Source organism: Bacillus sp. REN16, from assembly GCF_020731355.1.
Lineage (GTDB): Bacteria > Bacillota > Bacilli > Bacillales > Bacillaceae_L > Ferdinandcohnia.
In genome coordinates, this window is record NZ_JAJFZK010000008.1 from 15,448 (window position 1) to 42,313 (window position 26,866).

Genomic DNA, 26,866 nt, shown 5'->3' on the forward strand with positions numbered 1-26,866 from the left:
AAAATTATTATACCAACACAAAATGCCCAGGCTTTATTTCCTGCATTTCATTTTGACTGAAATCAAAACGAGGCATTTCCGGCATTTCTTGCTTTAGTTTAATCGTCTCGACTGCTGGGTCCGGAACGGGAATGGTCGCGATCAGCGATTTCGTGTACGGATGAAGCGGGTCGCTGTAAAGCTCTTCACTTTCGGCAAGTTCAATAATTTTTCCCGAATTCATAACTGCCACCCGGTCGCTGATGTGTTTGACCATTGAAAGATCATGAGCGATAAATAAGTAGGTTAGCCCTAACTTTTTCTGCAAATCTTTTAATAAGTCCACGATTTGAGCCTGCAAGGATACATCCAATGCAGATAACGGTTCATCACATACAATGAATTTCGGGTTCACTGCAAGCGCCCGAGCGATTCCGATCCGTTGTCGTTGACCGCCTGAAAATTCATGAGGGAATCGGTCCGCATGTTCTTTTTCTAAACCTACAAGCTCTAATAACTCCTCAACCCGAGCCTTCCGTTCTGCTTTGCTTTTCACTAATTTATGAATATCCAAGGAATGTCCGATAATGTCCAGTACCTTCATACGCGGGTTTAGTGAAGCATAAGGATCTTGGAAAATAATTTGAATTTCTTTGCGCAATTGTTTCAGTTGTTTCTTATTTAAACGATTAATCGCCATTCCCTTATAAAGAATTTCGCCTTCAGTTGCATCTTGCAACCGCAATAGCAATCTTCCTGTTGTCGATTTTCCGGATCCGGATTCGCCAACGAGCCCAAGTGTTTCACCTGGCTGTATCGAAAAACTAATCGAGTCTACAGCCTTTAATGTTTTTCCGCCGCCGAGCGGATAGACTTGTCTTAATTTCCTAACCTCAATTAACGGACGGTCCGGATTGATATCTTCTGGCAGGTCAATCTCACCCTTAGGCGGTTTCTTTTCATCTAACCGAGGCAGGGCGTTCAAAAGCTTCTTTGTATAGGGATGAGTTGGTGAGGAGAAAATCTTCTCCGTGGTATTTCTTTCGACGATTTCGCCTTTTTTCATGACCACAACCCGGTCACACATCCCAGCAACGACGCCTAAATCATGGGTGATTAAGATAATGGATGTGCCGAATTGCTTTTGCATTTTTTTCATTAAACGTAAAATCTGCGCCTGAATTGTTACGTCGAGTGCAGTCGTCGGTTCATCGGCAATCAATAGCTTTGGCCGGCATGCGAGTGCCATGGCAATCATGGCCCGTTGCCTCATTCCCCCTGAAAACTCATGCGGGTATTGATTGTATCGCTCTCCGGGATTTTTTATCCCGACTAATTGCAACATTTCAATCGACTCTTGTTTGGCCTCTTTTGCTGAAAGACCTTGATGTTTGATTAAAACTTCATCGATTTGTTTCCCGACTTTAATCGTCGGATTTAATGAAGACATCGGATCCTGGAAAATCATACTGATTTCTTTTCCGCGGATTTTTTCCATTTCACTATCTGTAAAAGTAGAGATCGGTTTGCCATCAAATTCAATGGAGCCTTCTGTCATTAATGCGGGTGGAGAAGGGAGCAGCTGCATGATCGACCTTGCAGTTACACTTTTCCCGGAACCGGATTCTCCCACAATACCAAGTGTTTCCCCTTTGCGAACATCAAATGTAACTCCTTTGACGGCTTCGAATACTTCATTATTAGATAGGAAAGAGATATGCACATTGTTGACTGTTAATAATTTTTCCATATTGAATAGCCTCTATTTCTAGTAAAAATATATTCAAATTTTATAAGTTGACATCTAGTAATTTCATCACTATACTTTATTTTTGTTACAGGTTTTAATATACACTAAACCACTAGGATTAATCAATGATAAAGATTTCCGAAGAGGGGGGGATTATTTGCTTTCAGAAAAGGTTCAAACAAATGAACAAACACGGTTTAGTTTTGAAAAATATTATCTTGGAATTATTACCCAACCTTCATTAAAGTACGTATTTATCTTACTGGGACTTCCTGTTCATTTGGTGACATGGCTATTTTATCAATTTAAATATAAAAATTCATCCTATAAGCAGCACCTCCAAAAGGAGAAAGAAGCGATTCAACAATCATCTGTATACGGTACATGGACCCGGCGTTATGAAGATCAATACAAAAGCAAAATGCACTATTTTAATAAACCAATAGTTGAAAAAGAGATGCGTGACGAGGCTAGTAAGCTTGCAGATGAACAAGCTGAGGAAATGGCTAAAGCTTCTTTGTCAGAGAAAAACATCAAAGATTCTACGTATCTGCAATTCTTTGGCGAGTGTTTACATAAACCAACCTTTGTTTGGTTTAGTTTTATTCCGGGTATTCTGATGTATTTGTTCCTATGGATCTATTCCAAAATGATTCTTCGCTATATCTTTGAACGGCTGGTGATGACGATTTTCGTTATTGTATCAGTAGCAATCTTCGTCTTTACAATCTTATATTTTTCACCATCAGACCCGGCTGCGAACATTTTAGGTGAAGCCGCTACGATGGAACAGCGAGCTGAATTTAATCATCAATATGGTTTAGATCAGCCGTATTTGGTACAGCTTGCAAATGCTGTAAAAGGAATTATCACCTTTGATTTAGGATTTTCCTATACAGGTAATGAAGATATCGCAGCAAGTATTGCGAATAAATTCCCGATTACTTTAATAATTGCTGTATTCTCCTTGGTGATGGCTATCGTCTTGGCGATACCAATCGGAATTATTTCTGCCGCGAAACGGAATTCCATCTGGGATTATAGTTTTATGTTTATCGCACTAATTGGTTTGTCGATTCCTAACTTCTGGCAAGGTTTAGTTTTTATACTGAACTTCTCCATTAAATGGAACTTGTTGCCGGCAACCTATTCACCGGGAGATTGGCTATCTGTTATTATGCCGGTGATTGTCCTTGGTACAGGATTGACGGCATCGATTGCTCGGATGACACGTTCATCGATACTTGAAGTGATTAATGAAGACTACATTGTGACAGCGAAGGCGAAGGGGCTTAGCCCTAGAAAAATTCTAATCCAGCATGCTCTAAGGAATGCAATGATACCCATCATTACTGTGATGGGTTTACAGTTTGGCGGAATGCTCGGCGGCGCTGCTGTTACTGAGAAGGTCTTCAATATTAGCGGTCTAGGAAGCTATATCGTTGATAAACAATTTGTTCCGGACATTCCATCGATTTTAGGTGGGGTTGTCTACATTGCCATTACCATTTCTCTTGTAAACCTTGTGGTTGATATTATCTATGCATTATTGAATCCGAGAATTCGTTCTCAAATGAAAAGTTCTTAAGAGGTGTTTGAAATGACGACACAACAGGAGTTTGCACTAAAACAATCACAAGTATTTAAGAATGCTAGTTTTTCCTTGTTTCTTTCGTTCGCATTATCAATCATCTTTTTCTTTAATGCTTATGATTTCGCGGAAGGGACCTGGAGTTTAATCTGGGGAATCGTAACGGCTGCCTATTTCTTTACCTCAATCTTACAAGGAGCCATTGTTCTTCTTATAAAAAAAGATTTATTGACTTTTGGGGCGATACAGAAACGCACAAGACTCTTGAGCGGTGTTCAGCTGATAAGTTTATTTGCGGGTAATGTATTTACCGCTGCATTTGCCTTCCGAATGTTGAAAAAGAGGGATTCGATTGAGTACACCCTTGCGTACTATATGTTCTTGACGCAGTTTGTTATTTTTGCTATTTCCTTGTTCAATTTGTTTAAGCCATATGTGTCCAATCTATTCATCCCTTCTATGACCCTATTAATCCTGGCGATGGTCATTGAATTCATTTTAATCATTATCCTTTCGCGTACAGATGTTGAGCAGGGTGTGAAGCCACTATTGAAATGGCTAGGGGTTATTATCTTTTTGATTGGATTCACCGGTAACTTTTTTGGTTTGATTTTGGGGTATAGCTTAGTGATGAAGTCAATCAGCAGCAATGCTTCGACGATTGATAAATGGAATAAGTTCTGGATAAGCATGACGAACAATTTTACGGCTATGCTCGGATTTTTATTCGTATTTTTGATGTTTGCTCTATCGATTGCTAGCTACGGAACTTTTGTTAGTTCCTTTTCCACAGATAACGACTATAACGCACTGCTTTTAGAGCCAAGCCTTGCACATCCATTTGGTACCGATAATTTCGGGAGAGATGTCTTTTCTCGAATCGTTTTCGGTGCACGGATATCCTTGATTGTCGGCTTGCTTACGACATTGATTCCCCTTGTAATTGGCGGATTTTTAGGAGCAATCTCGGGGTACTATCAAAAATCGGTTGATAACATCATCATGCGTTTACTTGATGTGTTATATGCCGTGCCAGGTATCTTGCTGGCAATTGCAATCATTGCAGCATTTGGTTCAAGTACATTTAACTTAATCCTCGCGTTAAGTGTAGGATCGATACCAACCTATGCAAGAACAATGAGGGCGAATGTATTGATGGTTTCAAATTTGGAATATGTGGAGGCTGCCAAAGCATTAGGGGAAAATGAATGGAAAATTATTTTTAAACAGATTGTTCCGAATGCATTTGCCCCAATGATTGTGAAAGCTTCGTTAACCATCGGTGGTGCGGTTATTGCAACAAGCTCGTTAAGCTTCTTAGGCTTAGGTGTGGAACCGCATATTCCTGAATGGGGAAATATTTTAAAGATCGGCAGTATGTACTTAGAAACCAATCCGTATTTAGCCATTTTCCCGGGGATAGCCATTATTCTTTTGGTTCTTTCCTTTAACTTCCTGGGGGATGGTTTACGAGATGCATTGGATCCGAAGTTAGATGTGTAGATTTTTCTTTTTTTAAATATTACATCATAATGAATAAACGGAGGTTGAAAGGAAATGAAGAAATTAGGTATTTTACTTGTAGCATTGATGTTTTTTGTTACAGGCTGTGTTCAAACTGAAAAAGATGTTAAAGATGATGCTACATCAGATCCAAAAGCGAAAGCACCAACGATTGAAATTTTAGGAATGGCTACTGGCGAAGATAGTATGAACATCTTACGCGACCAGCTGACTAAAAATGGTTTTGAAGTAAAACTAAATATCCAACCAGATTACGGCAGCTTTACAGCTCAAAAAGAAGCGGGTAACTACGATCTATCTGTAAATAGCTGGACAACTGTAACAGGAAACCCTGATTACGCTGTTCGTTCATTATTTACTACTGACGGTGACAATAGCTTATTTGCTGATGAAAAGGCTGACGAATTGGTTGAAAAAGCTGCTACACAATTACCTGAAGAATATCAAGAAACATACAAAGAATTAGAACAACACGTAGTTTTAGACAATGCGTATATCGTACCGCTATTCACTTCATATAAAGCGCAAGCAGTGAACAGCCAGGTAGTGGATGAATCAACTGTCCGCTTACCAAAATCAAGAGCACAAGTTTGGGAAAAATATGACTTCGTGGACCAATCCAAACGCGATAGCCAGCCATTGATTGTTCATCAGTCCATAAGTTCTTTAACATCTTTAGATCCAATCAAAGGGAATGACGGTTCAATTAATACGTTAAATACAAATATGTATGTTCGTTTAGTTAACTTAACTGACGATGACAAGGTTGTTTCTGATGGTTCACTATCTTTAAATCACGCAATTGCTGAAGGAAGCGAAGACTACTACTTCTTACTGCGCGATGATATTCATTTCGCGTCTGTTACCGACAACCAAGCAGTGGATACAGGTGAACTTGTTGGTGCAGAAGATGTTGTATTCTCACTAAATCGTGCGAAGGATGCAAAATCTGTTCCAGACCATCGTACTTACAGTCTTCATGAAAACATGGAATCTATCTCAATCGTTAGTGATTTAAGCGAACTAGATGGTAAAACAGCAGATGGTAAAACCATTCTTGAGGCATTAGAAAATGGTATTGACGGAGAAATTAAAGAATTAGCTACTGATAAAACAAAAGTAAATAATGATTCTGGTACGTACCAAGTCGTTAAAATAACAACTGTGAACCCATTCCCGCAAGTATTGAACTATCTGGCTCACCAATCTGCTGGTATTGTTTCACAAAAACAAGTGGAAAGCATCAATACGTATGATGTAGCAAGCTTTGATATTAATAAAGATATCCCTTATGGTGATCAAAGAACTGTAACAGAAGGTGCAACATACGACAATCACCTTTTTGCAAGCGGGCCATATATTTTAACGTATAAAAATGATTATGAAGCTCATTTTGTAAAAAATCCTGCTTACATGACAGGTACTGAAAATGAACCAAAGGTTTCTGAAATTGTAGTGAAATTCATCCAAGATGCGGACAGTGCATTATCTGCTTTACGTAACGGCGAAATCCATATCTTGAATGGTGTTCCTGAAACTAAATATGATCTTGTAAATGAAGACGAAAAATTAACGCTTCAACAAAACGAGAGTAACGGGGTTTCATATCTTGCCTTCAACATGAATGGACGCGAAGTTTCTAAGAGTGCGGAATTACGTAAATCCATTCTATTCTCTGTAAATCAAGATGAATTCATTAGCTTCTACCAAGGAAACAAAATGAAGGCTGTTTCAACTGTCAGTCCTTTAGTAGACACTGGATTAGAAGTAGTTGCAGACAGTGCAAAAGCGAAAGAATTCCTAAATGAATATTTGAGCAATAAATAATGTGAAAATCGATAAGGTGTCTATCTCATAGCTTGGCTAAGAGGCAGGCACCTTTTTTCTGTATCAAGGTACATTGGCTAAATGTTTTTAATGGGAAGCATTTCTTATAAGTCATTAAGGTAATGGTGCCAGACCCCCAGTAAACTAAAGCGCTAATACGTTTGGGTCAGGCACATTTTTATTTTACAGTTTATGATTTTTCGCTGTAAATTAACATGTATATTTGCATTGTTATTTTTCAGCATATAACATATACTACTTACATAAGGGGATGATGACTTTGACAAATATTAAACCGGTTTCCGATTTAAGAAATTATACAGAAGTGCTTAATGAAGTTGCAGAGGGGAGTCCAGTTTATTTAACCAGAAATGGACGAGGAGAATATGCAATAGTAAAACTTGAAGAATTAGATAAATTGAAAGCGGCAGTCAATTTGTTGGCAAAATTGGAAGTTGGGGAGAAATTAGCTAGAGAACAAGGATGGTTGTCGGCAAATGATGTTGAAGATAGGTTAGGGTTATAAATTATGCTAAAGGTTAAATACTCCCCGGCAGCACTAGAAGATTTACAACAGATCCGGGATTATATATTGGATAATTGGGGAGAAAGTGTTGCAACTAAGGTATTGAAAAAGATTACATCTGATATTAGAAGACTAGAACAATATCCTTTATCAGGCGTTGATTTAGGAAAGATTATTGATGTTCCAACAGAATACCGGTACTTATTTTCTGAAAAGAATTATGTTTTTTTTCGTATTGAGTTGGATATCATTCGAATTGTACGTGTGCTAAATGAACGGCAGAATTACATGCAACAATTGTTTGGAATTAGTTCCGAATCTAAAGATAATTAAGGTACAGGTGCCAGCCCTTAGTAACTAAAGCATTAATGTGCTTGGGGTATGGCATCTTTTTTCGTTTTAACACCATCATTAAAATGTTGATGCGTTAAATCCCAATTAACTGAACCATAATGTCTCCAGCTTTCTTAAATGGTATTAACTTGTTTATTGTTTGCCGTTTTACTATCGTTATTGTAATCATTCTTTATGAGACATTTAAATTGTTTAATAAAACAATTTAAACCATAATAAACTATATCTACATGGAAATGGATACAACCCAAAGATCGAATGCGGAATTCGGAGGATGAAAAATAATGAAGGATGTAAAATTAAGGCCTTTAGAAAGAGTTGACCTCGGATTTGTCCATAAATTAAATATTAATGCAAATATTATGTCTTATTGGTTTGAGGAGCCCTATGAGTCATTTGTTGAATTACAGGATTTGTATGATAAACATATCCATGACCAAGGTGAACGAAGATTTATCGTACAAAAAGGCGATGAAATGGTGGGACTTGTTGAATTAGTAGAGATTGATTATATTCATCGCAGGGTTGAATTTCAAATTATAATTGATCCGAATCATCAAGGACACGGATATGCAAAGTCTGCAACATACCTCGCAATGGACTATGCATTTTCTGTATTAAATATGTATAAATTATATTTAATTGTTGATAAAACGAACGAAAAGGCGATTCATATTTATAACACACTTGGTTTTCAGTTCGAAGGCGAATTAATCGATGAGTTCTTTGTTGGCGGCGAATATCACAATGCAATAAGAATGTGTATGTTCCAGCATCAGTATTTTAACAGGAGCACTTGAAATAGTTTATTTCAGTTGACTTTAATAAACGAAAAATTTATAATAACATTTAATTAAAATTGGAAAATTCAATATTTAGTACTGACCGGACAACCGGAAATACATTCTTTTTTAGGTGAAGTATTTCAGGTTGTTTTTTTTCATTTCTGATAAGCTGAGTTAATTTCTATTATTTCGCCTAATCCACATTTTTAATGAAGGGCGGATATTTTCATATGCAGAAATTAAAGAATCATAATGTTTTGGAATCTAAAAGGCAATCCGATGTTTTAAGGAAAAGCTCCTATCTCAATTTGCCTGATTTACAGTTTTTTAATTGGTGCAATCAACAACATGGGCTGAATAAGGGAGTTTACAATACGATAGATAACTGGTTTTTTGAGTGCGGGATGGTCAATATTCATAATCGACGCATTAATATTCTAGCATTCTTAGATTTTTTGAGTGATGATAGACCAGCACAAAATCAACATAGATATATTCGTTTTGGTCCTGGTGGGCTTAAAATGAAATTTCAGGAGTTTGCAAAGGAATGTAAAATTTTTGAAGGGAATTAATAGCGGGATAAAAATATTCGCATAGTGTAAATAAAAAAAATTTGACATTAACGCATTAGTCTGATAAATTCTAATTACTGAATTATAATAAAAGTAATGAATTGCATAAAAACCATATAGTTTTACTTTCTTATCAAGAGAAGTGGAGGGACTGGCCCTTTGAAGCTTCGGCAACAGGCTTTTTTTTAAAGTACTGTGCTAATTCCAACAAGCATGTTAATTGCTTGGAAGATAAGGAGAGAAATGGACTAATTTCGTTCTTAACCTCTTCTTATTTTAAAGAAGAGGTTTTTGTTTGTTTTTATTTAAATATTAAAGCCGATTAGACGACTAAAGGCAGCTATTCACCAAATGATTGGGGAATGCTGTCTTTTTTTGTTGAAAAGGGGGGAGATCAAAAGGTTGAAGGCTTGGTTTTCTAATAAAAGTAGGTAAAGGAGTATAAGAAAATGACGAATAATGAGCATTTGAATGAGTTTGGATTTAATACAGTTTCTCTTCACGGGGGACAAAAGCCTGACCCAGTTACACGATCTAGAGCAGTTCCAATCTACCAGACAACATCGTATGTGTTCGATGATACAGATCATGCTGCCGCCCTGTTCAAGATGCAGGGGGAAGGGTACATCTATTCAAGAAATGCTAATCCGACAAATTCTGTGTTCGAAGAAAGAATAGCTCAACTTGAAGGAGGAGTGGGAGCCTTTGCTGTCTCATCAGGGCAAGCTGCTGTAACCATTGCATTACTTACATTAGCGAAAGCAGGAGATGAAATCGTAGCGACAAGTGCATTGTATGGGGGGACCTATACATTATTCTCAGAGACCTTTCGAAACTTTGGAGTTACCGTACATTTTATTGACGGAAGAAGCTTTGAAAAAATCGAGCAGACAATAAATGCAAATACGAAAGCCATCTTCACAGAATCGATTGGAAATCCAAACTTAGAAATTGCTGATTTAGAGAAGCTAAGCGAGATTGCTCATAGAAACGGTATTCCATTGGTAGTCGATAATACATTTGCGACTCCCGTATTACTAAAACCGATTGAGTATGGTGCAGATATTGTTGTTCATTCCGCTACAAAATATATCGGTGGTCATGGGACCTCCATTGGGGGTGTGATTATAGATGCCGGAAAATTCCCTTGGGGAAATGGAAGATTTACTGATTTTACGAAGGTAAAACCCACTTTAAATAATCGTTCCTTTGTTGAAGCAGCCCAAGAGAAAGCATATATTGCAAAAGTCCGGTTTGAACTTGGTCATGATTTAGGAGCAACGCTTTCCCCTTTTAACAGCTGGCTGTTTATTCAAGGATTAGAATCTTTGCCGGTAAGAATGGAGAAACATGTTCGTAATGCACAAAAGGTTGCAGAATATTTATCTAATCATGAATTAGTGGACTGGGTGAACTTCCCAAGCTTTCCCCATGATCCTCAATATGGGCTGGCAACAAAATATTTACCAAATGGGATAGGGGCAATTTTTACATTTGGTGTAGAGGGTGGTTTGGAAGTTGCAAAGGTATTTATCAATTCCTTAAAGTTACTTTCACATGTAGCGAATATCGGTGACTCCAAAACACTCATTATTCACCCTGCAAGCACAACACATTCAAGATTATCTCCTGAGGAACAGCTGCAAGCGGGGGTTACTCCAGAGTTGATCCGTATATCGATTGGATTAGAGGATGTACAGGATATTTTTGCCGATATTGATCAAGCATTGCAAATTAGCAGTCGATTAACAAGTGTCCAAAGGTAAGATTTTTTAGATATAACCAAGTAAATCTATGTGAATAAAAATGAAAATGAAGGAGAGTTAAAATGCTAATAGCCGTTGTTATTGACAAAACAGAAAATATTGTCCCGATTGTAGAGGGCCAGAAAGTTAGAATCTACAATACGGAAACGAGTGAGTATCAGGAATTTCCAAATCCAGCTCTTGAATTACAAGAAGGACGAAGGGGGGCTGCCTTAAAATTTGCCGAACAAAAAGGTGCTGCCGCATTTGCTGCACCACCTCAGACATTTTGTGAATTGTCTTATGAAAAAGCGTTAGCGAATCAAATAAAGTTTTTCCACTTACCTTCTGTTATTTCATTTAGTCAGTTTACAGAGCAAGTAAATAAGAGGGTAATTGAAGTTCAGGAAACACTTCCTAGCGATGAGATTGCACCTAGTTTTGTTTAAGTAGAAAAAAGTAACCTGCATAGTTAAAAGGAGTGATTATCAATTGAGTTTACAAAAAATGAATTTGGGACTTTTCTTAATGGGTACGGGTCATCATATAGTTTCATGGAGACATCAAAATGTACCCGGAAAATCTGCTATAAGTATTAAGTTTTATCAGGAAATAGCAAGCATTGCGGAGAAGGGTAAGTTGGATATGCTTTTCTTGAGTGATGGATTATCGTTTGACAAACATTCACATCCTGCGGAGCTAGTAAGATTTGAACCATTCACTTTGCTGGGAGCATTATCTGTCGTGACCAAACATATAGGTTTGGCTGCGACAGCAACCACAACGTATAATGAACCCTTTCATATCGCACGAAAGTTTCTATCTCTTGATCACCTGAGTGAAGGGAGATCAGCATGGAATGTGGTTACCTCTTATTATCAAACAGAAGCAAGAAACTTTACTAAGAAGCAGCATCTTGATCACAGTATCCGATATAAGCGAGCAGAGGAATTTGTGAATGTAGTGAAGGGCCTTTGGGATAGCTGGGAAGAGGATGCATTCCTATCTGATAAGGAATCAGGACAATACTTTGATGATAGTAAGTTGCATGGATTACATCATCATGGTGAGTTCTTCTCGGTAGAGGGACCATTAAATTCATCCCGTTCGCCACAAGGAAGGCCAGTTATCATTCAAGCGGGATCATCAGAAGAGGGTATTAATCTCGCAGCGAAAACAGCTGATGTCATATTTACAGCACAACAAACACTTGAGGGTGCACAGGATTTCTATAAAAAGGTAAAGGAAAAGGCTATTCAATATGGGCGCTCTTCAGAGGATATAAAAATCATGCCGGGACTATCAATTTATACAGGAAGAACAAGGGAAGAAGCGGAAGGAAAGTATCATCAACTTCAGGATTTAATCACTCCAGAAGTGGGGTTACAAATCCTTTCTGAATACCTAGGGGACTTTGATTTATCGCCTTACCCATTAGATGGTCCATTGCCGTCAAATATTCCTGAAACAAATATGAACAAGAGTAGAAGAAAGCTGTTAATCGAGCTCGCTGAAAGAGAAAGTATGACGATTAGAGAATTGTCTAAACATGTAGCTGGTTCTAGAGGTCATCGAATTATATTTGGGGACCCACAGCAAATTGCAGACCAAATGGAGGAATGGTTTGTAAATAAAGCAGCAGATGGATTCAACCTGATGCTGTCACAATTCCCTGATAGCCTAACAGATTTCGTTGAATTAGTGGTTCCAGAACTTCAGAAACGAGGATTGTTTAGAGAAGAATATGAAGGTGTGACTTTAAGGGAGAATCTTGGATTGCGGGAGCCGGAATATCGATATGCGAGAAGTGGCGTAGAGGTTTAGGTCGTACTAAAAGGAAACACTTTAACATGATAGCCAAGTATTTAGATGCGAATAATTTAAATTTGCTAATTGTTGATAAAGCAATTTCATAAATAGAGGAGGAGTTTCAATGACTAAGGAAAGAAAATTAAAGTTGGGAGCTTGGATACACGGAGTTGGAGGTGGATGGGGAGATTGGAGGCATCCTGATTCCTTACCAAATGCAAGCACCAATTTTGAGTTCTATAAGCAACAGGCTCAAAAGGCCGAAGAAGGAAAGTTAGACTTTGTTTTTATTGCTGACAGTGTTTCTATTAATGAAAATTCCAGTCCGCATTATTTGAATAGATTTGAACCAGTTACCGTTTTGTCTTCTCTTGCAGCCGTAACAAATCACATCGGGTTAGTAGGCACTATTACTACGAGTTACAGCGAACCTTATACCGTTACTAGACAGCTTGCTTCTCTTGATCATATTAGCCATGGTAGGGCAGGCTGGAATGTAGTCACATCATGGCTTTCAGGAACTTCTGACAATTACAATAAGAAACCACATCCTCCTCATGATTTGCGTTACAAAATGGCACAGGAATACCTAGAAGTAGCTAAAGGGTTATGGGATTCGTGGGAAGATGATGCTTTTGTCTATGATAAAGAGTCTGGAGTCTTTTTTGACAAAGAGAAACTTCATACGTTAAATCATGAGGGAGAGTTCTTTTCAGTTAAAGGACCATTAAATATCGCACGTTCCAAACAAGGTCAGCCTGTTATTTTCCAAGCCGGTAAATCAGAAGTAGGAAGAGATTTTGCAGCACGAAACGCAAATGTGATTTTTGCAGGGGAAGGAACGGATATTGAGGAATCCAAAGAATATTTTGCCGATGTAAAACAAAGGGCTCGTGGGTTTGGAAGAAATCCAAACCAGGTTTCCCTTCTGCCAGGGATTATTCCGATTATTGGTGATACGCAGGAAGAAGCGGATCGCAAGCATCAAGAAATTGCAAATCTAGTCTCTATAGATAAAGCACTTAATGCACTAGGTAGACCATTTGATGATCATGATTTTACTCAATATCCACTTGATGAGCCATTTCCTGATCTAGGGAGTTTAGGAAGCAATAGTCATCAAGGTATGTCCGACATAATTAAAAGAAATGCGAAGGAGAAAAATTTAACGTTGCGTCAAGTGGCACTGGACTTTGCTACACCGAAGGGAAGATTTGTTGGAACTCCGGAAAAAGTAGCAGATCTTATCCAGCGATGGTTTGAGGAAGAAGCATCTGATGGATTTATCATTGGGGCAGCAACACCGAAAGGACTGCCTGAGTTCGTAGATCGTGTTGTGCCTATTTTGCAAGAACGTGGAATATATAGAACAGAGTATGAGCATGACACTTTAAGAGGAAATTTAGGATTAGAAATACCTGAAAATCGGAACGCTAGAAAGCCAGTTCAACAGTTGTGAGCAAAGTAAGTAAGATAGAACATTACGTACTTTAGACAAAGCTAGTATAGAGAAGAGGGAAATTTTGTGAAGAAGTTATATATACAAATATTTATCATTTTAATCGCATTTAGTGTTCTTCTAGCAGGATGTTCGAATACTGAATCAAATAATGATGAAGCTAGTGGAGCGGCTGCTGAGGGTGAGATAACACCCGGGGGAGAATTGAAATGGGCACTTGCTGGTACCGTAACACAAGACAATCTTGATGCTCATAAATCATTGAATGCACAAAATGGTCGGGTTATGAGATCACTTTATGATAGTTTGGTAGTTGAACTAGAGGATGGAACCATTAAACCATGGCTGGCTACCTCATGGGAGATTTCAGCCGATAACAAAAGCTATTTATTCAAGCTTCGAGAAGATGTAACTTTCCATGATGGGACGCCATTCAATGCTGAAGCAGTTAAATTTAATTTTGAAAGAATTAAAGATCCGGCAACAAAATCTACTAATTCATTAAATGCGATCGGTCCTTTTGAGTCGGCAGAAGTAATTGATGAGTTTACAGTGAAAATTAATTTTTCTACACCCTTTGCACCATTTTTAAGTAATGCTGCTAAGGCCGATTTAGGAATGGTATCCCCTGCTGCAGTTGAAAAATTTGGTGACGCCTTTCCACAAAATCCAGTAGGTACAGGTCCATTTAAATTAGAAAAATTCACTCTAGGAACACAGGTTGAACTAGTAAAAAATGAGGACTATAATTGGGCACCCGAAAATGCTGGACATCAGGGACCAGCATATCTTGATAAAATTACCATTCAATTTGTACCAGAAGAAGCGACTCGTGTTGGGGTCTTACAAAGCAAACAAGTACACGTGGCTGATATTATTCCACCTCAAAATTTAGTTGCACTAAAAAAGGATAATCAATTTAATGTTATTGAAACTGAATTGAAACAAATAAATTTTTCATTATATTTAAATCCAAGTAGAAAACCATGGGATGACGTAAAAGTGAGGAAAGCGGTACGATCAGCTCTTAATATTAAATCCGCAGTAGACACTATATATTTAGGCACTTCAGAACAGGCTTGGTCACCGCTTACAAAAACAATGTTTTCTTACACTGAAACTGTAGAAAACTCTTGGAAACAAGATTTAGAAGAAACAAGCAAACTACTCCAGGAAACAGGCTGGAAAAAAGGGTCTGATGGTTTATGGGAAAAAGATGGAAAACCTTTAACCATAGATTTAATTGATACTCAAGGTAACCGTGAAAAACGAATTGATTTAATCACAGTGTTTCAACAGCAGCTAAAACAAGCAGGTATTCAATTAAACATCGTTTCATTATCAGCAGGTGCTTATGATGAACGAAGATTTAATGGTGAATACGATATGTTTGCTTCCAGTCAATTTTACGGGGATCCAGATGTTATGAGATCGATCTTTTCAACAAAAGGGCCTTATGGGTTAGCAACACCTTCACGAGTTAACGTACCTGAACTCGATGAATGGTTAGAACAGGGGTATTTAGAACAGGATCCAGAAAAACGCAAAGAAATATATACAAAAGTACAAGAATATATCATTGAAAATGTATATTCTATCCCTACTTATTTATTCCAGTACTCAATTGCAACAGTAAAAGAAGTAAAAGGAATTCGATTCCATTCTCCAGCATTTCCTGATTTTTATGATGCTTGGATTCAACAATAACAATCACTAAAGGAGTCTTAGGTATGCTTAAATTTGTATTAAGAAGAATATTAGTATCCCTTCTTGTCGTCCTGGGCTCAGTAACATTAGTATTTTTTCTCCTCCATATATTACCGGGTGATTCTGCCCGGATGGTTGGAGGAGAAAATATGAGCGAAGAGAGAGTTGCCGAATTACAGACAAGATTGGGCTTAGACCGCCCAGTTAATGAGCAATATGCTGATTATATAAAAGGTTTGGTGACTTTCAATTTAGGTGAGTCATTTGTGGATAATCAGCCAGTGATTAATAAGCTTATGGTGAATATTCCCGCCACTATATCTTTAACTCTAGGAAGTGGGTTTATAGCAATAATTATAGGTGTCGTATTTGGAGTACTATCAGCTATTTACCAAAATCGATGGCTGGATTATATTGTTCGAGTTATAGGGCTTTTTAGCATTTCTATGCCGACATTTTGGCTTGGAATACTTCTTATACTTATCTTTTCCATTAATTTAAATTGGTTTCCAGCTATTGGGAATGGTAGTTTTAAACAGTTAGTTTTGCCAGCCCTCTGTTTGGGTATAACCCAATCTGGTTTATTAACAAGAATCATACGGAATAGTGTTCTAGAAATTATTAATGAACAGTTTGTCTCAACACTTAGGGCCAAAGGTTTATCGGAAAAAATAGTTATGTATAAGCATGTCTTACGCAATGCACTTTTACCAGGAATAACAGTTCTAGGAATTTTAATTGGGGATTTACTCGCTGGCTCTGTCGTGACAGAAACTGTTTTTTCTAGACAAGGAATTGGAAGAGTTGTAGTTGATGCAATCAATCAAAAAGATATTCCTATGATTCAAGGTGTTATTTTAGTTGCGGCAATTATGTACGTTCTTGTTAATTTCATTGTTGATCTTTCTTATGCCTACATCGATCCTAGATTACGAAAATCTACTATTAAATAAATCTTGGAAAATATAAAACGTGTGAGGTGGTAATTGAATGATTTCAAATTCGGGCACTGTTAGGGAGACTCTAACCCAGACTCTAAAAGAAAAGGATATTGGTTATAGAGCAAGACGTATAAAATGGTCAAAGGTAATCCTAATACTGTCCACGTTAATCATTGCCTTTATTGTTAGTTGTGCTCTATTTCCTCAATGGATTGCACCATACTCGCCCACTCAGATGAATACTCAATCCGTCATGCAGCCACCTAGTTTGTCCTATGTCTTGGGAACGGATCAATTTGGTCGTGACATTTTTAGTTTAATTGTTTATGGAGCAAGGCAGTCATTATTAACAGGTGTAGCATCCGTTGCATTAGGTGGTTTAGCAGGAACGATCATCGGCTTAATTGCCGGATATGCTGGTGGTATTATTGACACCATCTTTATGAGATTTATAGATATTCTGATGACTATTCCCAATATACTGTTAGCCATAGCTATTTCTTCAGCACTTGGTGCAAGTTTAGGAAATATCATTTTAGCAATTAGTGTTGCTTCCATTCCTGGATATTCTAGGGTTATAAGAAGCCAGGTTATTGCAGTAAAAAGCCGCCCTTTTGTTGATGCCTCCCGATCAATAGGAACATCACATTTAAACATTTTGTTCCGTCATATTTTTCCGAATTGTATTTCTCCATTACTTGTGATGGCTACAATAGGGGTCGGAACGAGCATTCTAATCGGAACAGGTCTTAGTTTTCTGGGACTAGGAGTAATCCAGGAAATACCAGACTGGGGCTATATGCTTTCTCAAGGTCGAAGCTATATAACAGTAGCTTGGTGGATTGTTACATTTCCTGGGTTAGCCATTACCATTCTAGTTATTGCAGTGAATCTAATCGGAGATGAACTACGAAATCAACTAGATCCAAAGCATTCCAAAAATTAAGAATTACGGGGAGGTGGGTTGGAATTGAAACCACTCTTAAATGTTCAAGAACTATCGGTTGGATTTAAAACACAAAATGAAATGTTGAATGCTGTTAACAAGGTCAATTTGCAAGTAAATAAAGGTGAGATTGTTTGTTTGGTTGGTGAATCCGGAAGTGGAAAGACGATTACTTCTCTTTCCATCATGCGTCTAATTGATTTTAATAACGGAATTATTACTAATGGAGAAATCTTGTTGGAAGGGCAAAGCTTGGTTGGGATATCGCAGAAAAAAATGAGTGAGTTTCGGGGTAAAAAAATAGCAATGGTATTTCAAGAGCCTATGTCAGCCTTAGATCCAGTGTTCACGATTGGTCATCAAATAACCGAGGTAATGCTTCATCATAACGGGGTGAGTAAGGAAGAAGCAACTGAAAAAGCAATAGAATTATTGCGAAGAGTTGGAATTCCTGAGCCAGAATTAAGAATGAAACAATATCCTTATGAATTATCAGGGGGAATGCTTCAGCGCGTTATGATTGCAATCGCACTAGCTTGCGGTCCTGAATTACTTATTGCAGATGAACCTACTACGGCACTAGATGTAACCACACAAGCACAAATTCTTGCATTGCTTCAGGAGTTAAAAGAGGAATTTAACATGTCCATTTTACTCATCACACATGACTTAGGAATTGCTGCTGAAATGGCTGATCGAATTGTTGTAATGTATTCTGCACAGGTTGTCGAGGAAGGATCTGTTTTTCAGTTATTCGAACTTCCGCGTCATCCTTATACAAAGGGTTTGCTGCAATCCATTGTACCTTTAGATAGTGTACAAAGAAGCCGTTTGTACTCGATTGATGGTTCCATCCCGGCATTAGATAGTATACCAACTGGCTGTAGATTTCACCCTCGTTGTCCATATGCTACGGAAAAGTGTGCAATTGAAGAACCTCCATTAGTGGAGTATGAAGGTCATAAAGTCGCATGTTGGCATACTGAGAAAGTTGAATTATCAAAACCAAATAATGTAACCTCTGTTTCAGAAAATAAAAGCGAGTATAAAACATTGAGAGTACAAAATAACTCAGATGAAGATTCACTCATTGAAATTAAGGATCTTAAGAAGTACTTTCCAATTGAAAAAGGATTATTAAATAGAAAGAAAAAATTTGTTCGTGCTGTAGATGATGTATCCTTCACCATTAAACAAGGGGAAACTTTCGGACTTGTTGGAGAATCTGGCTGTGGAAAATCTACTTTAGGCCGTGTCATTTTGCAATTGGAAAAAGCTACAAACGGAAAAGTATTGTTCCAAGGTAGGAACTTGCTTGAATTAAATAAATCAGAATCAAAAAAAGCAAAGGCTGATATGCAAGTTGTTTTTCAAGATCCATATGGTTCAATCAATCCAAGATGGAAAGTTGGAGATGTAATAGGCGAACCACTTTGGGTACATCAATCATTGAAAGAGAAAGAAAAAAAAGAAAAAGTATTAGAAATCATGAAGTTAGTAGGACTTAATTCAAGCTGGTATGACAGGTTTCCAAATGAATTCTCAGGTGGACAGAGGCAACGGATTGGAATTGCACGAGCGATCTCTTTAAATCCACAATTTATTGTTGCAGATGAGGCAGTTTCTGCACTGGATGTATCTGTACAATCGCAAATAATTAATCTATTTCAAGAGCTCCAAGATAATCTTGGTTTAACCTATTTATTTATTGGTCACGGTTTAAATGTTGTCCGTCATATTTCAAATAGGATTGGGGTTATGTATTTAGGGAAACTGGTAGAAATTGCACCAGCAGATGCGTTGTTTCTTCGTCCGGCACATCATTATACAAAGGCACTGTTAAACGCTATTCCAATTGCTGACCCAACGAAAAGAAGAGAAAGGATTACAATTAAGGGTGAAGTCCCATCCCCGGCCAATCCGCCATCTGGATGCCGTTTTCATCCTCGCTGTCCTGCTGCGACAGCACTTTGCAAGGAAATAGTACCAGAATTAAAAGTGATTAATTCGGAACATTTTGTTGCATGCCATTATCCAGTATAAGTAGACGAAAAGAAGTTAAAAAAGGATGAAAATGTTTTATTTTGATGCACTTGCAAGTGAGTTTCCATTTGCAAGATAAGGAGAAAGATGTTGCGATTTCCAATTGGAAAAGTCTTCTTCTATATAGTAGGCTTTTAACTTTTTTCGAGGATTTTATGACGACTAGGGGAGTGAAAATGAGTTTACTAGAAAAGTTAGAGTCAGAAATTGTAATTGGCGATGGGGCAATGGGGACGCTGCTTTATTCCTACGGTGCTAGTAGTTGTTTTGAAGAACTGAATCTGTCGCAATCAGAGCAAATTCAGAACATACACAGGGCCTATATGGACGCAGGAGCGGGTGTGATTCAAACCAATACATATGCCGCGAATTATTTGAAACTTGGCAGGTATGGTCTCGAGGACTCTGTAAAAAGCATCAACAGTGCTGCAGTCCGTCATGCGAAAAAGGCTGTGCAAGCACATATGCAGAATCAGTATCAAAAACAGATTTATGTATTGGGGACATTAGGCGGGAACCGAGGAGTGAAAGCAGGCTCTATTAAAATGGAAGAAATTAAGCGAAGTTTCCGTGAGCAGTTATATTGTCTTTTGTTGGAAGGAGTGGATGGGCTGCTGCTAGAGACGTTCTGGGATTTAGAGGAGCTCGAAACAGTCCTGACAATTGCGAGAAAGGAAACGAAACTGCCGATTATTGCCCAAGTGTCCCATCAGGAGCCCGGCATATTGCAGGATCGCACCCCGGTAAATGAGGCTATCCGAAGACTTGAAGGACATGGAGCAGATGTGGTGGGCTTAAATTGCAGATTAGGCCCACACCATATGCTGACGGCACTTGAACAAATTGAACTACCCAATCATGCCTATCTTTCTGCCTATCCAAATGCTAGTCTGCCAGCCTATACAGACGGGAAATTCCATTATGGAGGAGATACCGGCTATTTTGGAAAAGCAGCCCTTGAATTCCGAAAGCAAGGGGTACGGCTGCTTGGTGGCTGCTGCGGCACAACGCCTGAGCATATCCAGGCGTTTGCCACTGCTTTAAACAACTGCTCGCCTATTACCGAAAAAACAGTTAAAGCAACACCGAAGCAAGTTATCATATCAAATCATTCTGGTATAAGGGACCTCCCGCCACTCCAGGAAATTGTGAGAGAACGACCATCCGTGATTGTCGAATTAGACCCGCCACGCAAACTCGATACAACTAAATTTTTCGAAGGGGCACGTGCACTTAAGAATGCAGGTATTGATGCGGTTACTTTAGCTGATAACTCCCTGGCTCAGGTAAGAATTGCAAATGATTCACTTGGCTACCTAGTAAAACGGGATCTTGGCATGAGGCCGCTTATTCATATCGCCTGTCGGGACCGGAATATCATTGGTCTTCAATCCCATCTCATGGGACTGCATACCCTCGGCTTGCATGATATATTGGTGATAACTGGGGACCCGGCCCGCGTCGGGGATTTTCCCGGAGCTTCTTCGGTTTATGATATGGCTTCATTTGAATTAATTCAAATGGTCAAAGGGCTAAATGAAGGTATGTCCTATTCTGGAAAAGATCTAGGCTCAAAGACAGCATTTAGCATTGCGGGTGCTTTTAATCCGAATGTAAGGTCTTTAGAAAATGCCGTCAAAAGGATGGAGAAAAAGATTACCTGCGGAGCTAATTATTTCATTACTCAACCGGTCTTTTCAGAGGAAAAGCTACTTGAAATCTATGAACATACGAAACACATAAAGGCACCGATTTACATTGGCTTGATGCCACTTTTAAATCATAAAAATACAGAATTCTTGCACAATGAAGTACCAGGAATCAAAATTGCTGATTCTATCCGAGACCGGATGGAATTTTTAAAAAGCGACCCTGTTCAATCGGCTCAAGAAGGGATTGACATCACTAAATCACTTATTGACGCCGCTTTAGATTTATTCAATGGAATCTACTTAATTACACCATTTCTGCGTTATGAGCTGACGGTCGAGCTGGCACAATATGCCCGCCGGCGTGCGAGGGAAATAAGGGGGGATCACTATGCCAAAGCAACCAATTAGTGAACAATTCAAGAAGCAAATCCTTGTAATGGACGGGGCAATGGGGACGATGCTTCAAAATGCGGATCTGACACCCGAGGATTTTGGTGGTGAGGAATATGATGGCTGTAATGAACATCTTGTGTTAACCGCCCCAGCGGTGATTTCGAGAATTCACCGTGAGTATTTGGAGGCTGGGGCTGATATTATTGAAACAAATACCTTTGGTGCGACAAGTCTCGTCCTTGATGAATATAATCTCGGGTATAAAGCCTATGAAATTAATAAAATTGCAGCTCAACTCGCGATCAAGGAGGCAAAGAAAGCATCCACTCAAGACTGGCCTCGCTATGTCGCAGGTTCAATCGGACCTACAACGAAAACACTAAGTGTTACCGGGGGCACCACTTTTGATGCATTATCCGCTAGTTATGAGGAGCAAATAATCGGATTGATTGATGGTGGCGTAGAACTCTTACTTCTTGAAACAAGTCAGGATTTGCTGAATGTGAAGGCTGCATATGTCGGCATTCAGCGTGCTTTTGGACAAACGGGAAAAACCATACCGCTCATTGTTTCCGGTACGATTGAACCGATGGGGACAACGCTTGCGGGGCAGACGATTGATTCCTTTTACATTTCGATTGAGCATATGAATCCTCTAGCTGTTGGACTAAACTGCGCCACCGGTCCGGAATTCATGCAGGACCATATTCGCTCACTGTCTGGACTTGCTTCAACTGCAGTCAGCTGTTACCCGAATGCTGGGCTTCCCGATGAGGAAGGGAATTATCATGAAACACCCGAGATGCTTGCTAAGAAGCTTGGTGAGTTTGCAGCACAAGGCTGGCTGAATATCGTCGGTGGGTGCTGTGGAACAACACCAGAACATATTCGGGCAATTACCAAAGAGATGAGAAAGCATCAACCTCGGAAATTTAACTCACACTCCCTGCATATGGTGTCTGGAATTGAACCGTTTATTTATGATGATCCAACACTCAGGCCAATCATGGTTGGGGAACGGACAAATGTTATCGGTTCACGGAAGTTCAAACGATTAATTAGGGAAGGAAAAATCGAAGAGGCAGCCGAAATTGCGCGCGCACAAGTGAAGGGCGGGGCCCATGTAATCGATCTTTGCCTTGCTGACCCTGACCGTGACGAGCTTGCTGATATGGAGAATTTTATCAAAGAAGTCGTGAAAAAGGTTAAAGTACCGCTTGTCATTGACTCCACAGATGAAAAAGTGATCGAGAGGGCACTCAAATACTCGCAAGGAAAAGCCATTATCAATTCCATTAACCTTGAGGATGGGGAAGAGCGCTTTGAGGCGGTTCTTCCACTGATCCATCGATATGGTGCTGCGGCTGTTGTCGGGACGATTGATGAAGAGGGAATGGGAGTAACCGCCGAACGAAAGCTTGAAATTGCCGAACGTTCTTATGACCTCCTAGTGAATAAATATAAGTTGAAACCACAGGATATCATCTTTGATCCATTGGTCTTCCCAGTTGGAACGGGTGATGAGCAATACATCGGCTCAGCAAAGGCAACCGTTGATGGAATTCGAATGATAAAAGAAAAGTTTCCTGAGGTCCAAACCATCCTTGGGGTAAGTAATGTGTCTTTTGGTCTTCCGCCGGTCGGTCGTGAGGTCTTAAATTCAGTTTTTCTCTACCACTGCACACAGGCTGGCCTTGATTACGCAATTGTGAATACAGAGAAGCTAGAGCGATTTGCGTCGATTTCAAAGGAGGAGATTCAGTTAGCGGAGAATCTTTTATTTAAAACGACCGATGAAGCATTAGCGGTATTCACTGATTTTTACAGGGATAAGAAAAAAGAGGATAAGAGCGCCGTTCTTGATATGAGTCTAGCTGAAAGGTTAGCGTACTATATTGTAGAAGGAACGAAGGAAGGGCTAATTCCTGACCTCGAGCAGGCGCTTGCGGAATATCCTGCCCCTCTTGATATAATCAATGGTCCCTTAATGGATGGGATGAAGGAGGTTGGGCGATTATTTAATGATAATCAGTTGATTGTAGCTGAGGTTTTGCAAAGCGCCGAGGTAATGAAGGCATCTGTTTCGTATTTGGAGTCATTTATGGAAAAAGGGGATGTCTCTACTTCAAAGGGGAAGATTGTTCTCGCTACGGTCAAGGGTGATGTTCATGATATTGGAAAGAATCTTGTCGACATTATTCTTAGCAATAATGGCTATGATGTGCTTGATTTAGGGATTAAGGTGGCACCAGCCGAATTGATAAAAGTAATCCGTGAAGAAAAACCGGATATGGTTGGCCTCTCTGGCCTTTTGGTAAAATCAGCTCAGCAAATGGTTATAACGGCACAAGATATGAAGGCGGCAGGAATATCTTTACCGATCTTAGTAGGAGGAGCCGCGCTTTCTCGAAAATTCACGGATTCAAAAATTTCCAAGGAGTATGATGGACTTGTCCTCTATGCAAAGGATGCGATGTCAGGGCTGTCACTTGCAAATTCCTTAGAATCAGCTGAGGAGCGGGAACGACTTTTTTCGATTAAAGAAGAAAAATTAGCGGCCAAACCTGTCGTGATGGACCTTCCAAGAAAGACAACGACATCATTAGCGGTAAAGCCGCGTGTATCAACAGATGTGCCGGTTTTTGTTCCTCAGGATACAAGACGACATGTGTTGCGATCCTATTCGATTTCACATATCGAGCCATACATTAATATGCAAATGCTGCTTGGCCATCACCTTGGTGTGAAAGGTAAAATAGCAAACCTACTTGAGAACAAGGATGAAAAAGCGGTAAAGGTGAGGGAAATGGTGGACCGTCTTCTACTACAAGCAAAAAGCAATCAGTGGATTACACCAGCTGCTGTCTATCAATTCTTTCCAGCTCAATCAGATGGGGATAAAGTCTACATTTATGATCCGAACAATTTGGGAAAAACGATTGAAACATTTAAATTTCCGCGTCAGGATTCGGCACCCTATCTTTGTTTAGCAGATTATTTAAAACCGGTTGACAGCGGATTGATGGACTACGTTGGATTCTTCACCGTTACAGCGGGCCGTGGGATCCGAGAGATTGCCGATCAGTTGAAGAAGGAAGGACGATTTCTAGAATGTCACGCACTTCAGTCGTTGGCACTTGAAAGCGCAGAAGGATTCGCCGAATTAATTCACCGGCAAATGCGAGACCGTTGGGGCTTTCCAGACCCGGTTGATTTTACCATGCAGGAACGATTTGCCGCTCGCTACCCAGGTCAGCGCTTCTCATTCGGCTACCCAGCCTGCCCTGACCTAGAGGATCAGAAAAAACTATTTGGTCTCATCGAGCCAGAAGAAATAGGTGTTCACTTAACGGAAGGGTGTATGATGGAACCAGAAGCATCTGTCTCTGCTATGGTTTTCGCCCATCCAGAAGCTAGATACTTCAACGTGATGAGATAGGAGAAAGGGTAGGGCTAAATAAAATTAAAGTTTGTATAATCTAAGTCTATATGCTGTGTCTCCTGTCATCTTTTTATATAATAGAATGTATTATAAAAAAAAGAGAGGGATTCACATTAATATTCTATGGGATTTTGACGGAACTTTGTTTAACACCTATCCTGCCTTGGTTAAGGGTTTTATCCATCTAAGCGGCAAGGATTTGGATCCAAAAGAAGTACTTAAGTGGCTCAAGGTCAACTCGAAAGTGGCCTTTCAGCATTATGAAATCGATGAAAGTAAGCGTCAGGAATACATCAAATTATACAATAAGTATTCTTTTGACAGCCAGCCGTTTGAACATTTAGAAGAGGTTCTGCAAGTTGCAGATGACAATTTCATCGTCACGCACCGCGATAAGGAATCTACACTATTCCTTCTGGAAAAATTTAAATTATTACACTACTTCAAGGTGATAGTTTCGGTAGAGGAAGATGGCTTTAATCGGAAACCTCATGCAGCTTCCTATCAGCATGTAGTCAAAGATCATCCAATAGATTTAGTGATTGGCGATCGCGAACTGGATTTAATTCCTGCTAGAGAACTTGGAATCAAAACCGTTGCCTTTGAAAATCCGGATATTGAGGCAGACTTTCATCTTGATAACTATGGTGACTTTAGAACGAAGGTCCTTCCTTATGTATAAATAGTAAAGGTGCCAGACCCCCGATAAGCTAAAGCGTAATGTGCTTGGGGTCAGGCACCTTTTTTTAAATCCGCGTTAACAGGTTACTCGGTCCAATTAAATTTGTTCATTTTTGGTCCCCAGCATACTGGTCTCCTGCGACCGCGGCATATACCAGTAGGAGTTCATGCCCGAAAGTTGTTGAAGCGATCCTTTCGGCATTTGAAGAATCGCATTAAATATATTCAGATAATCCCCAATACCAAACATCAAACTAATAAATGCAAATGAAAAAACAATTTCAGTTATCACTAAGCCTTGAGGAAGAAAAATCCAGATAAGCAGTGGAATGAACCCAAAAATTAGATTGGGTAACATAGATAAAAAAATAAATCGGCTTTTCGAAATTGGTGCGGTGGAAATAACGAAAGCAACAAGAGACTTCGGACTAAACCATAATTCCACTTCTTTCTCTTTCGGAAAAACGATTGCATGCAATAATTCATGGGGCAGTATCATTAAAAATGCCAAAACAATTCCCCATACATTAAAGAAGCTCATTTCCACACTTCCAGATAAAAGTGATTTTAAAATTACTGCTAAGGCTATTAATAGAAGTACAGGTATGATAAACAGAGACGCGACTAGATTAAGCATCAGCATTGAATTAGGCTCTTTAAACTTCACAGCATGATCAGGCAGTTGTCCAACTGGCAGCTGATCCAAATCTTTGTAAATTCCTTTCCAGACTAACTTCATAGTACAACTCCTTTACGAAATTCTTCCATAACCATATATTTTAACATAATAATCCAAAAACCTTAGTAGTCGCAGCTTAATTCTCATACTAAATCATAATAAATTTCACGCCTGGTAAAGGTGCCTGACCCCCAGTAAGCTAAAGCGTTAATTCGCTCGGGGTCAGGCACCTTTTTTCGAAGTTTTTCGCCTTTTGGAGGTCCTTTTTTAGTTGTCTAGAGAGAACAAAACTTCATTTTACCTTACAAGAAAATGTGTTGTCAATAACAAATTTGTATTATTTTTCAAAAAGTGTTATAATAATCTTATAATTTTTTTAATCGTATTCCGCTGCAGATAGAATGATGGATACGTTTTTTTAATGCCCTTTTTTAAACCTAATAATTCGAACAGTCGTGTGA

20 protein-coding genes and 1 riboswitch are annotated in these 26,866 nt (G+C 39.1%); of the genes, 18 read left to right on the top strand and 2 right to left on the bottom strand.

The window, feature by feature from the left end:
- Window positions 1-7: 7 nt before the first annotated feature.
- The gene (locus LKW28_RS23135) at window positions 8-1,729 is read right to left on the bottom strand and encodes an ABC transporter ATP-binding protein (protein WP_324255034.1); all 1,722 of its coding nucleotides are present in this window, start codon (window positions 1,727-1,729) and stop codon (window positions 8-10) included.
- Window positions 1,730-1,886: 157 nt separating this feature from the next.
- Between LKW28_RS23135 and LKW28_RS12495 the strand changes: the two genes are divergently transcribed.
- The 18 genes from LKW28_RS12495 (at window position 1,887) to LKW28_RS12580 (ending at window position 25,727) form a co-directional block, all read left to right on the top strand.
- Window positions 1,887-3,317, top strand: a complete 1,431-nt coding sequence (locus tag LKW28_RS12495; RefSeq protein ID WP_229140703.1) for an ABC transporter permease — start codon at window positions 1,887-1,889, stop codon at window positions 3,315-3,317.
- 12 nt (window positions 3,318-3,329) lie between these two features.
- On the top strand, window positions 3,330-4,823 hold the full coding sequence (locus tag LKW28_RS12500) for an ABC transporter permease (protein WP_229140704.1): 1,494 nt from the start codon (window positions 3,330-3,332) through the stop codon (window positions 4,821-4,823).
- Between the two features lie 54 nt (window positions 4,824-4,877).
- On the top strand, window positions 4,878-6,671 hold the full coding sequence (locus tag LKW28_RS12505; protein WP_229140705.1) for an ABC transporter substrate-binding protein: 1,794 nt from the start codon (window positions 4,878-4,880) through the stop codon (window positions 6,669-6,671).
- 274 nt (window positions 6,672-6,945) lie between these two features.
- The gene (locus LKW28_RS12510) at window positions 6,946-7,197 is read left to right on the top strand and encodes a type II toxin-antitoxin system prevent-host-death family antitoxin (RefSeq protein ID WP_420708869.1); all 252 of its coding nucleotides are present in this window, start codon (window positions 6,946-6,948) and stop codon (window positions 7,195-7,197) included.
- A 3-nt stretch (window positions 7,198-7,200) separates the two neighbouring features.
- The gene (locus LKW28_RS12515; protein WP_229140707.1) at window positions 7,201-7,530 is read left to right on the top strand and encodes a type II toxin-antitoxin system RelE/ParE family toxin; all 330 of its coding nucleotides are present in this window, start codon (window positions 7,201-7,203) and stop codon (window positions 7,528-7,530) included.
- Between the two features lie 305 nt (window positions 7,531-7,835).
- A complete protein-coding gene (gene speG / locus LKW28_RS12520) occupies window positions 7,836-8,351 on the top strand; it encodes a spermidine N1-acetyltransferase (protein WP_267497995.1) in 516 nt (171 codons plus the stop codon).
- Between the two features lie 215 nt (window positions 8,352-8,566).
- Entirely contained in the window at window positions 8,567-8,908 is a 342-nt protein-coding gene (locus LKW28_RS12525; RefSeq protein ID WP_229140708.1) for a hypothetical protein, read from the top strand.
- A 127-nt stretch (window positions 8,909-9,035) separates the two neighbouring features.
- A riboswitch (SAM riboswitch) is annotated at window positions 9,036-9,146 on the top strand.
- Window positions 9,147-9,357: 211 nt separating this feature from the next.
- Window positions 9,358-10,674, top strand: a complete 1,317-nt coding sequence (locus LKW28_RS12530) for an O-acetylhomoserine aminocarboxypropyltransferase/cysteine synthase family protein (protein ID WP_229140709.1) — start codon at window positions 9,358-9,360, stop codon at window positions 10,672-10,674.
- 62 nt (window positions 10,675-10,736) lie between these two features.
- Window positions 10,737-11,102: a hypothetical protein gene (locus LKW28_RS12535; protein WP_229140710.1), complete on the top strand. Its 366-nt coding sequence runs from the start codon at window positions 10,737-10,739 to the stop codon at window positions 11,100-11,102.
- A 58-nt stretch (window positions 11,103-11,160) separates the two neighbouring features.
- On the top strand, window positions 11,161-12,477 hold the full coding sequence (locus LKW28_RS12540) for an LLM class flavin-dependent oxidoreductase (RefSeq protein ID WP_229140910.1): 1,317 nt from the start codon (window positions 11,161-11,163) through the stop codon (window positions 12,475-12,477).
- A 109-nt stretch (window positions 12,478-12,586) separates the two neighbouring features.
- Window positions 12,587-13,921 (top strand): LLM class flavin-dependent oxidoreductase, encoded by a 1,335-nt coding sequence (locus tag LKW28_RS12545; RefSeq protein WP_229140711.1) that lies wholly within the window; start codon window positions 12,587-12,589, stop codon window positions 13,919-13,921.
- A gap of 66 nt (window positions 13,922-13,987) precedes the next feature.
- Complete coding sequence (locus LKW28_RS12550; RefSeq protein WP_229140712.1) at window positions 13,988-15,628, top strand: ABC transporter substrate-binding protein; 1,641 nt, start codon at window positions 13,988-13,990, stop codon at window positions 15,626-15,628.
- Between the two features lie 23 nt (window positions 15,629-15,651).
- Window positions 15,652-16,581: an ABC transporter permease gene (locus tag LKW28_RS12555; protein WP_229140713.1), complete on the top strand. Its 930-nt coding sequence runs from the start codon at window positions 15,652-15,654 to the stop codon at window positions 16,579-16,581.
- A 37-nt stretch (window positions 16,582-16,618) separates the two neighbouring features.
- Window positions 16,619-17,515, top strand: a complete 897-nt coding sequence (locus tag LKW28_RS12560; RefSeq protein ID WP_229140714.1) for an ABC transporter permease — start codon at window positions 16,619-16,621, stop codon at window positions 17,513-17,515.
- Between the two features lie 24 nt (window positions 17,516-17,539).
- Window positions 17,540-19,558 (top strand): ABC transporter ATP-binding protein, encoded by a 2,019-nt coding sequence (locus LKW28_RS12565; protein ID WP_229140715.1) that lies wholly within the window; start codon window positions 17,540-17,542, stop codon window positions 19,556-19,558.
- A gap of 176 nt (window positions 19,559-19,734) precedes the next feature.
- Window positions 19,735-21,618: a bifunctional homocysteine S-methyltransferase/methylenetetrahydrofolate reductase gene (locus tag LKW28_RS12570; RefSeq protein WP_229140716.1), complete on the top strand. Its 1,884-nt coding sequence runs from the start codon at window positions 19,735-19,737 to the stop codon at window positions 21,616-21,618.
- Window positions 21,599-25,042 (top strand): methionine synthase, encoded by a 3,444-nt coding sequence (metH, locus tag LKW28_RS12575; protein ID WP_229140717.1) that lies wholly within the window; start codon window positions 21,599-21,601, stop codon window positions 25,040-25,042. Before LKW28_RS12570 ends, metH begins: the two co-directional genes overlap by 20 nt.
- Before the next feature lie 85 nt (window positions 25,043-25,127).
- Entirely contained in the window at window positions 25,128-25,727 is a 600-nt protein-coding gene (locus tag LKW28_RS12580; protein ID WP_267498002.1) for an HAD-IA family hydrolase, read from the top strand.
- 96 nt (window positions 25,728-25,823) lie between these two features.
- Here the strand turns inward: LKW28_RS12580 and LKW28_RS12585 are convergent, their stop codons facing one another.
- The gene (locus LKW28_RS12585; RefSeq protein WP_229140719.1) at window positions 25,824-26,465 is read right to left on the bottom strand and encodes a DUF3267 domain-containing protein; all 642 of its coding nucleotides are present in this window, start codon (window positions 26,463-26,465) and stop codon (window positions 25,824-25,826) included.
- Window positions 26,466-26,866 lie beyond the last annotated feature (401 nt).

Coding starts and splice junctions, on each gene's coding strand:
- metH (WP_229140717.1), top strand. CDS start 21,599: ATGCCAAAGCAACCAATTAGTGAACAATTCAAGAAGCAAATCCTTGTA.
- LKW28_RS12510 (WP_420708869.1), top strand. CDS start 6,946: ATGACTTTGACAAATATTAAACCGGTTTCCGATTTAAGAAATTATACA.
- LKW28_RS12530 (WP_229140709.1), top strand. CDS start 9,358: ATGACGAATAATGAGCATTTGAATGAGTTTGGATTTAATACAGTTTCT.
- LKW28_RS12505 (WP_229140705.1), top strand. CDS start 4,878: ATGAAGAAATTAGGTATTTTACTTGTAGCATTGATGTTTTTTGTTACA.
- LKW28_RS12515 (WP_229140707.1), top strand. CDS start 7,201: ATGCTAAAGGTTAAATACTCCCCGGCAGCACTAGAAGATTTACAACAG.
- LKW28_RS12535 (WP_229140710.1), top strand. CDS start 10,737: ATGCTAATAGCCGTTGTTATTGACAAAACAGAAAATATTGTCCCGATT.
- speG (WP_267497995.1), top strand. CDS start 7,836: ATGAAGGATGTAAAATTAAGGCCTTTAGAAAGAGTTGACCTCGGATTT.
- LKW28_RS12560 (WP_229140714.1), top strand. CDS start 16,619: ATGATTTCAAATTCGGGCACTGTTAGGGAGACTCTAACCCAGACTCTA.
- LKW28_RS12570 (WP_229140716.1), top strand. CDS start 19,735: ATGAGTTTACTAGAAAAGTTAGAGTCAGAAATTGTAATTGGCGATGGG.
- LKW28_RS23135 (WP_324255034.1), bottom strand. CDS start 1,729: ATGGAAAAATTATTAACAGTCAACAATGTGCATATCTCTTTCCTATCT.
- LKW28_RS12585 (WP_229140719.1), bottom strand. CDS start 26,465: ATGAAGTTAGTCTGGAAAGGAATTTACAAAGATTTGGATCAGCTGCCA.
- LKW28_RS12540 (WP_229140910.1), top strand. CDS start 11,161: ATGAATTTGGGACTTTTCTTAATGGGTACGGGTCATCATATAGTTTCA.
- LKW28_RS12525 (WP_229140708.1), top strand. CDS start 8,567: ATGCAGAAATTAAAGAATCATAATGTTTTGGAATCTAAAAGGCAATCC.
- LKW28_RS12580 (WP_267498002.1), top strand. CDS start 25,128: ATGTATTATAAAAAAAAGAGAGGGATTCACATTAATATTCTATGGGAT.
- LKW28_RS12545 (WP_229140711.1), top strand. CDS start 12,587: ATGACTAAGGAAAGAAAATTAAAGTTGGGAGCTTGGATACACGGAGTT.
- LKW28_RS12555 (WP_229140713.1), top strand. CDS start 15,652: ATGCTTAAATTTGTATTAAGAAGAATATTAGTATCCCTTCTTGTCGTC.
- LKW28_RS12500 (WP_229140704.1), top strand. CDS start 3,330: ATGACGACACAACAGGAGTTTGCACTAAAACAATCACAAGTATTTAAG.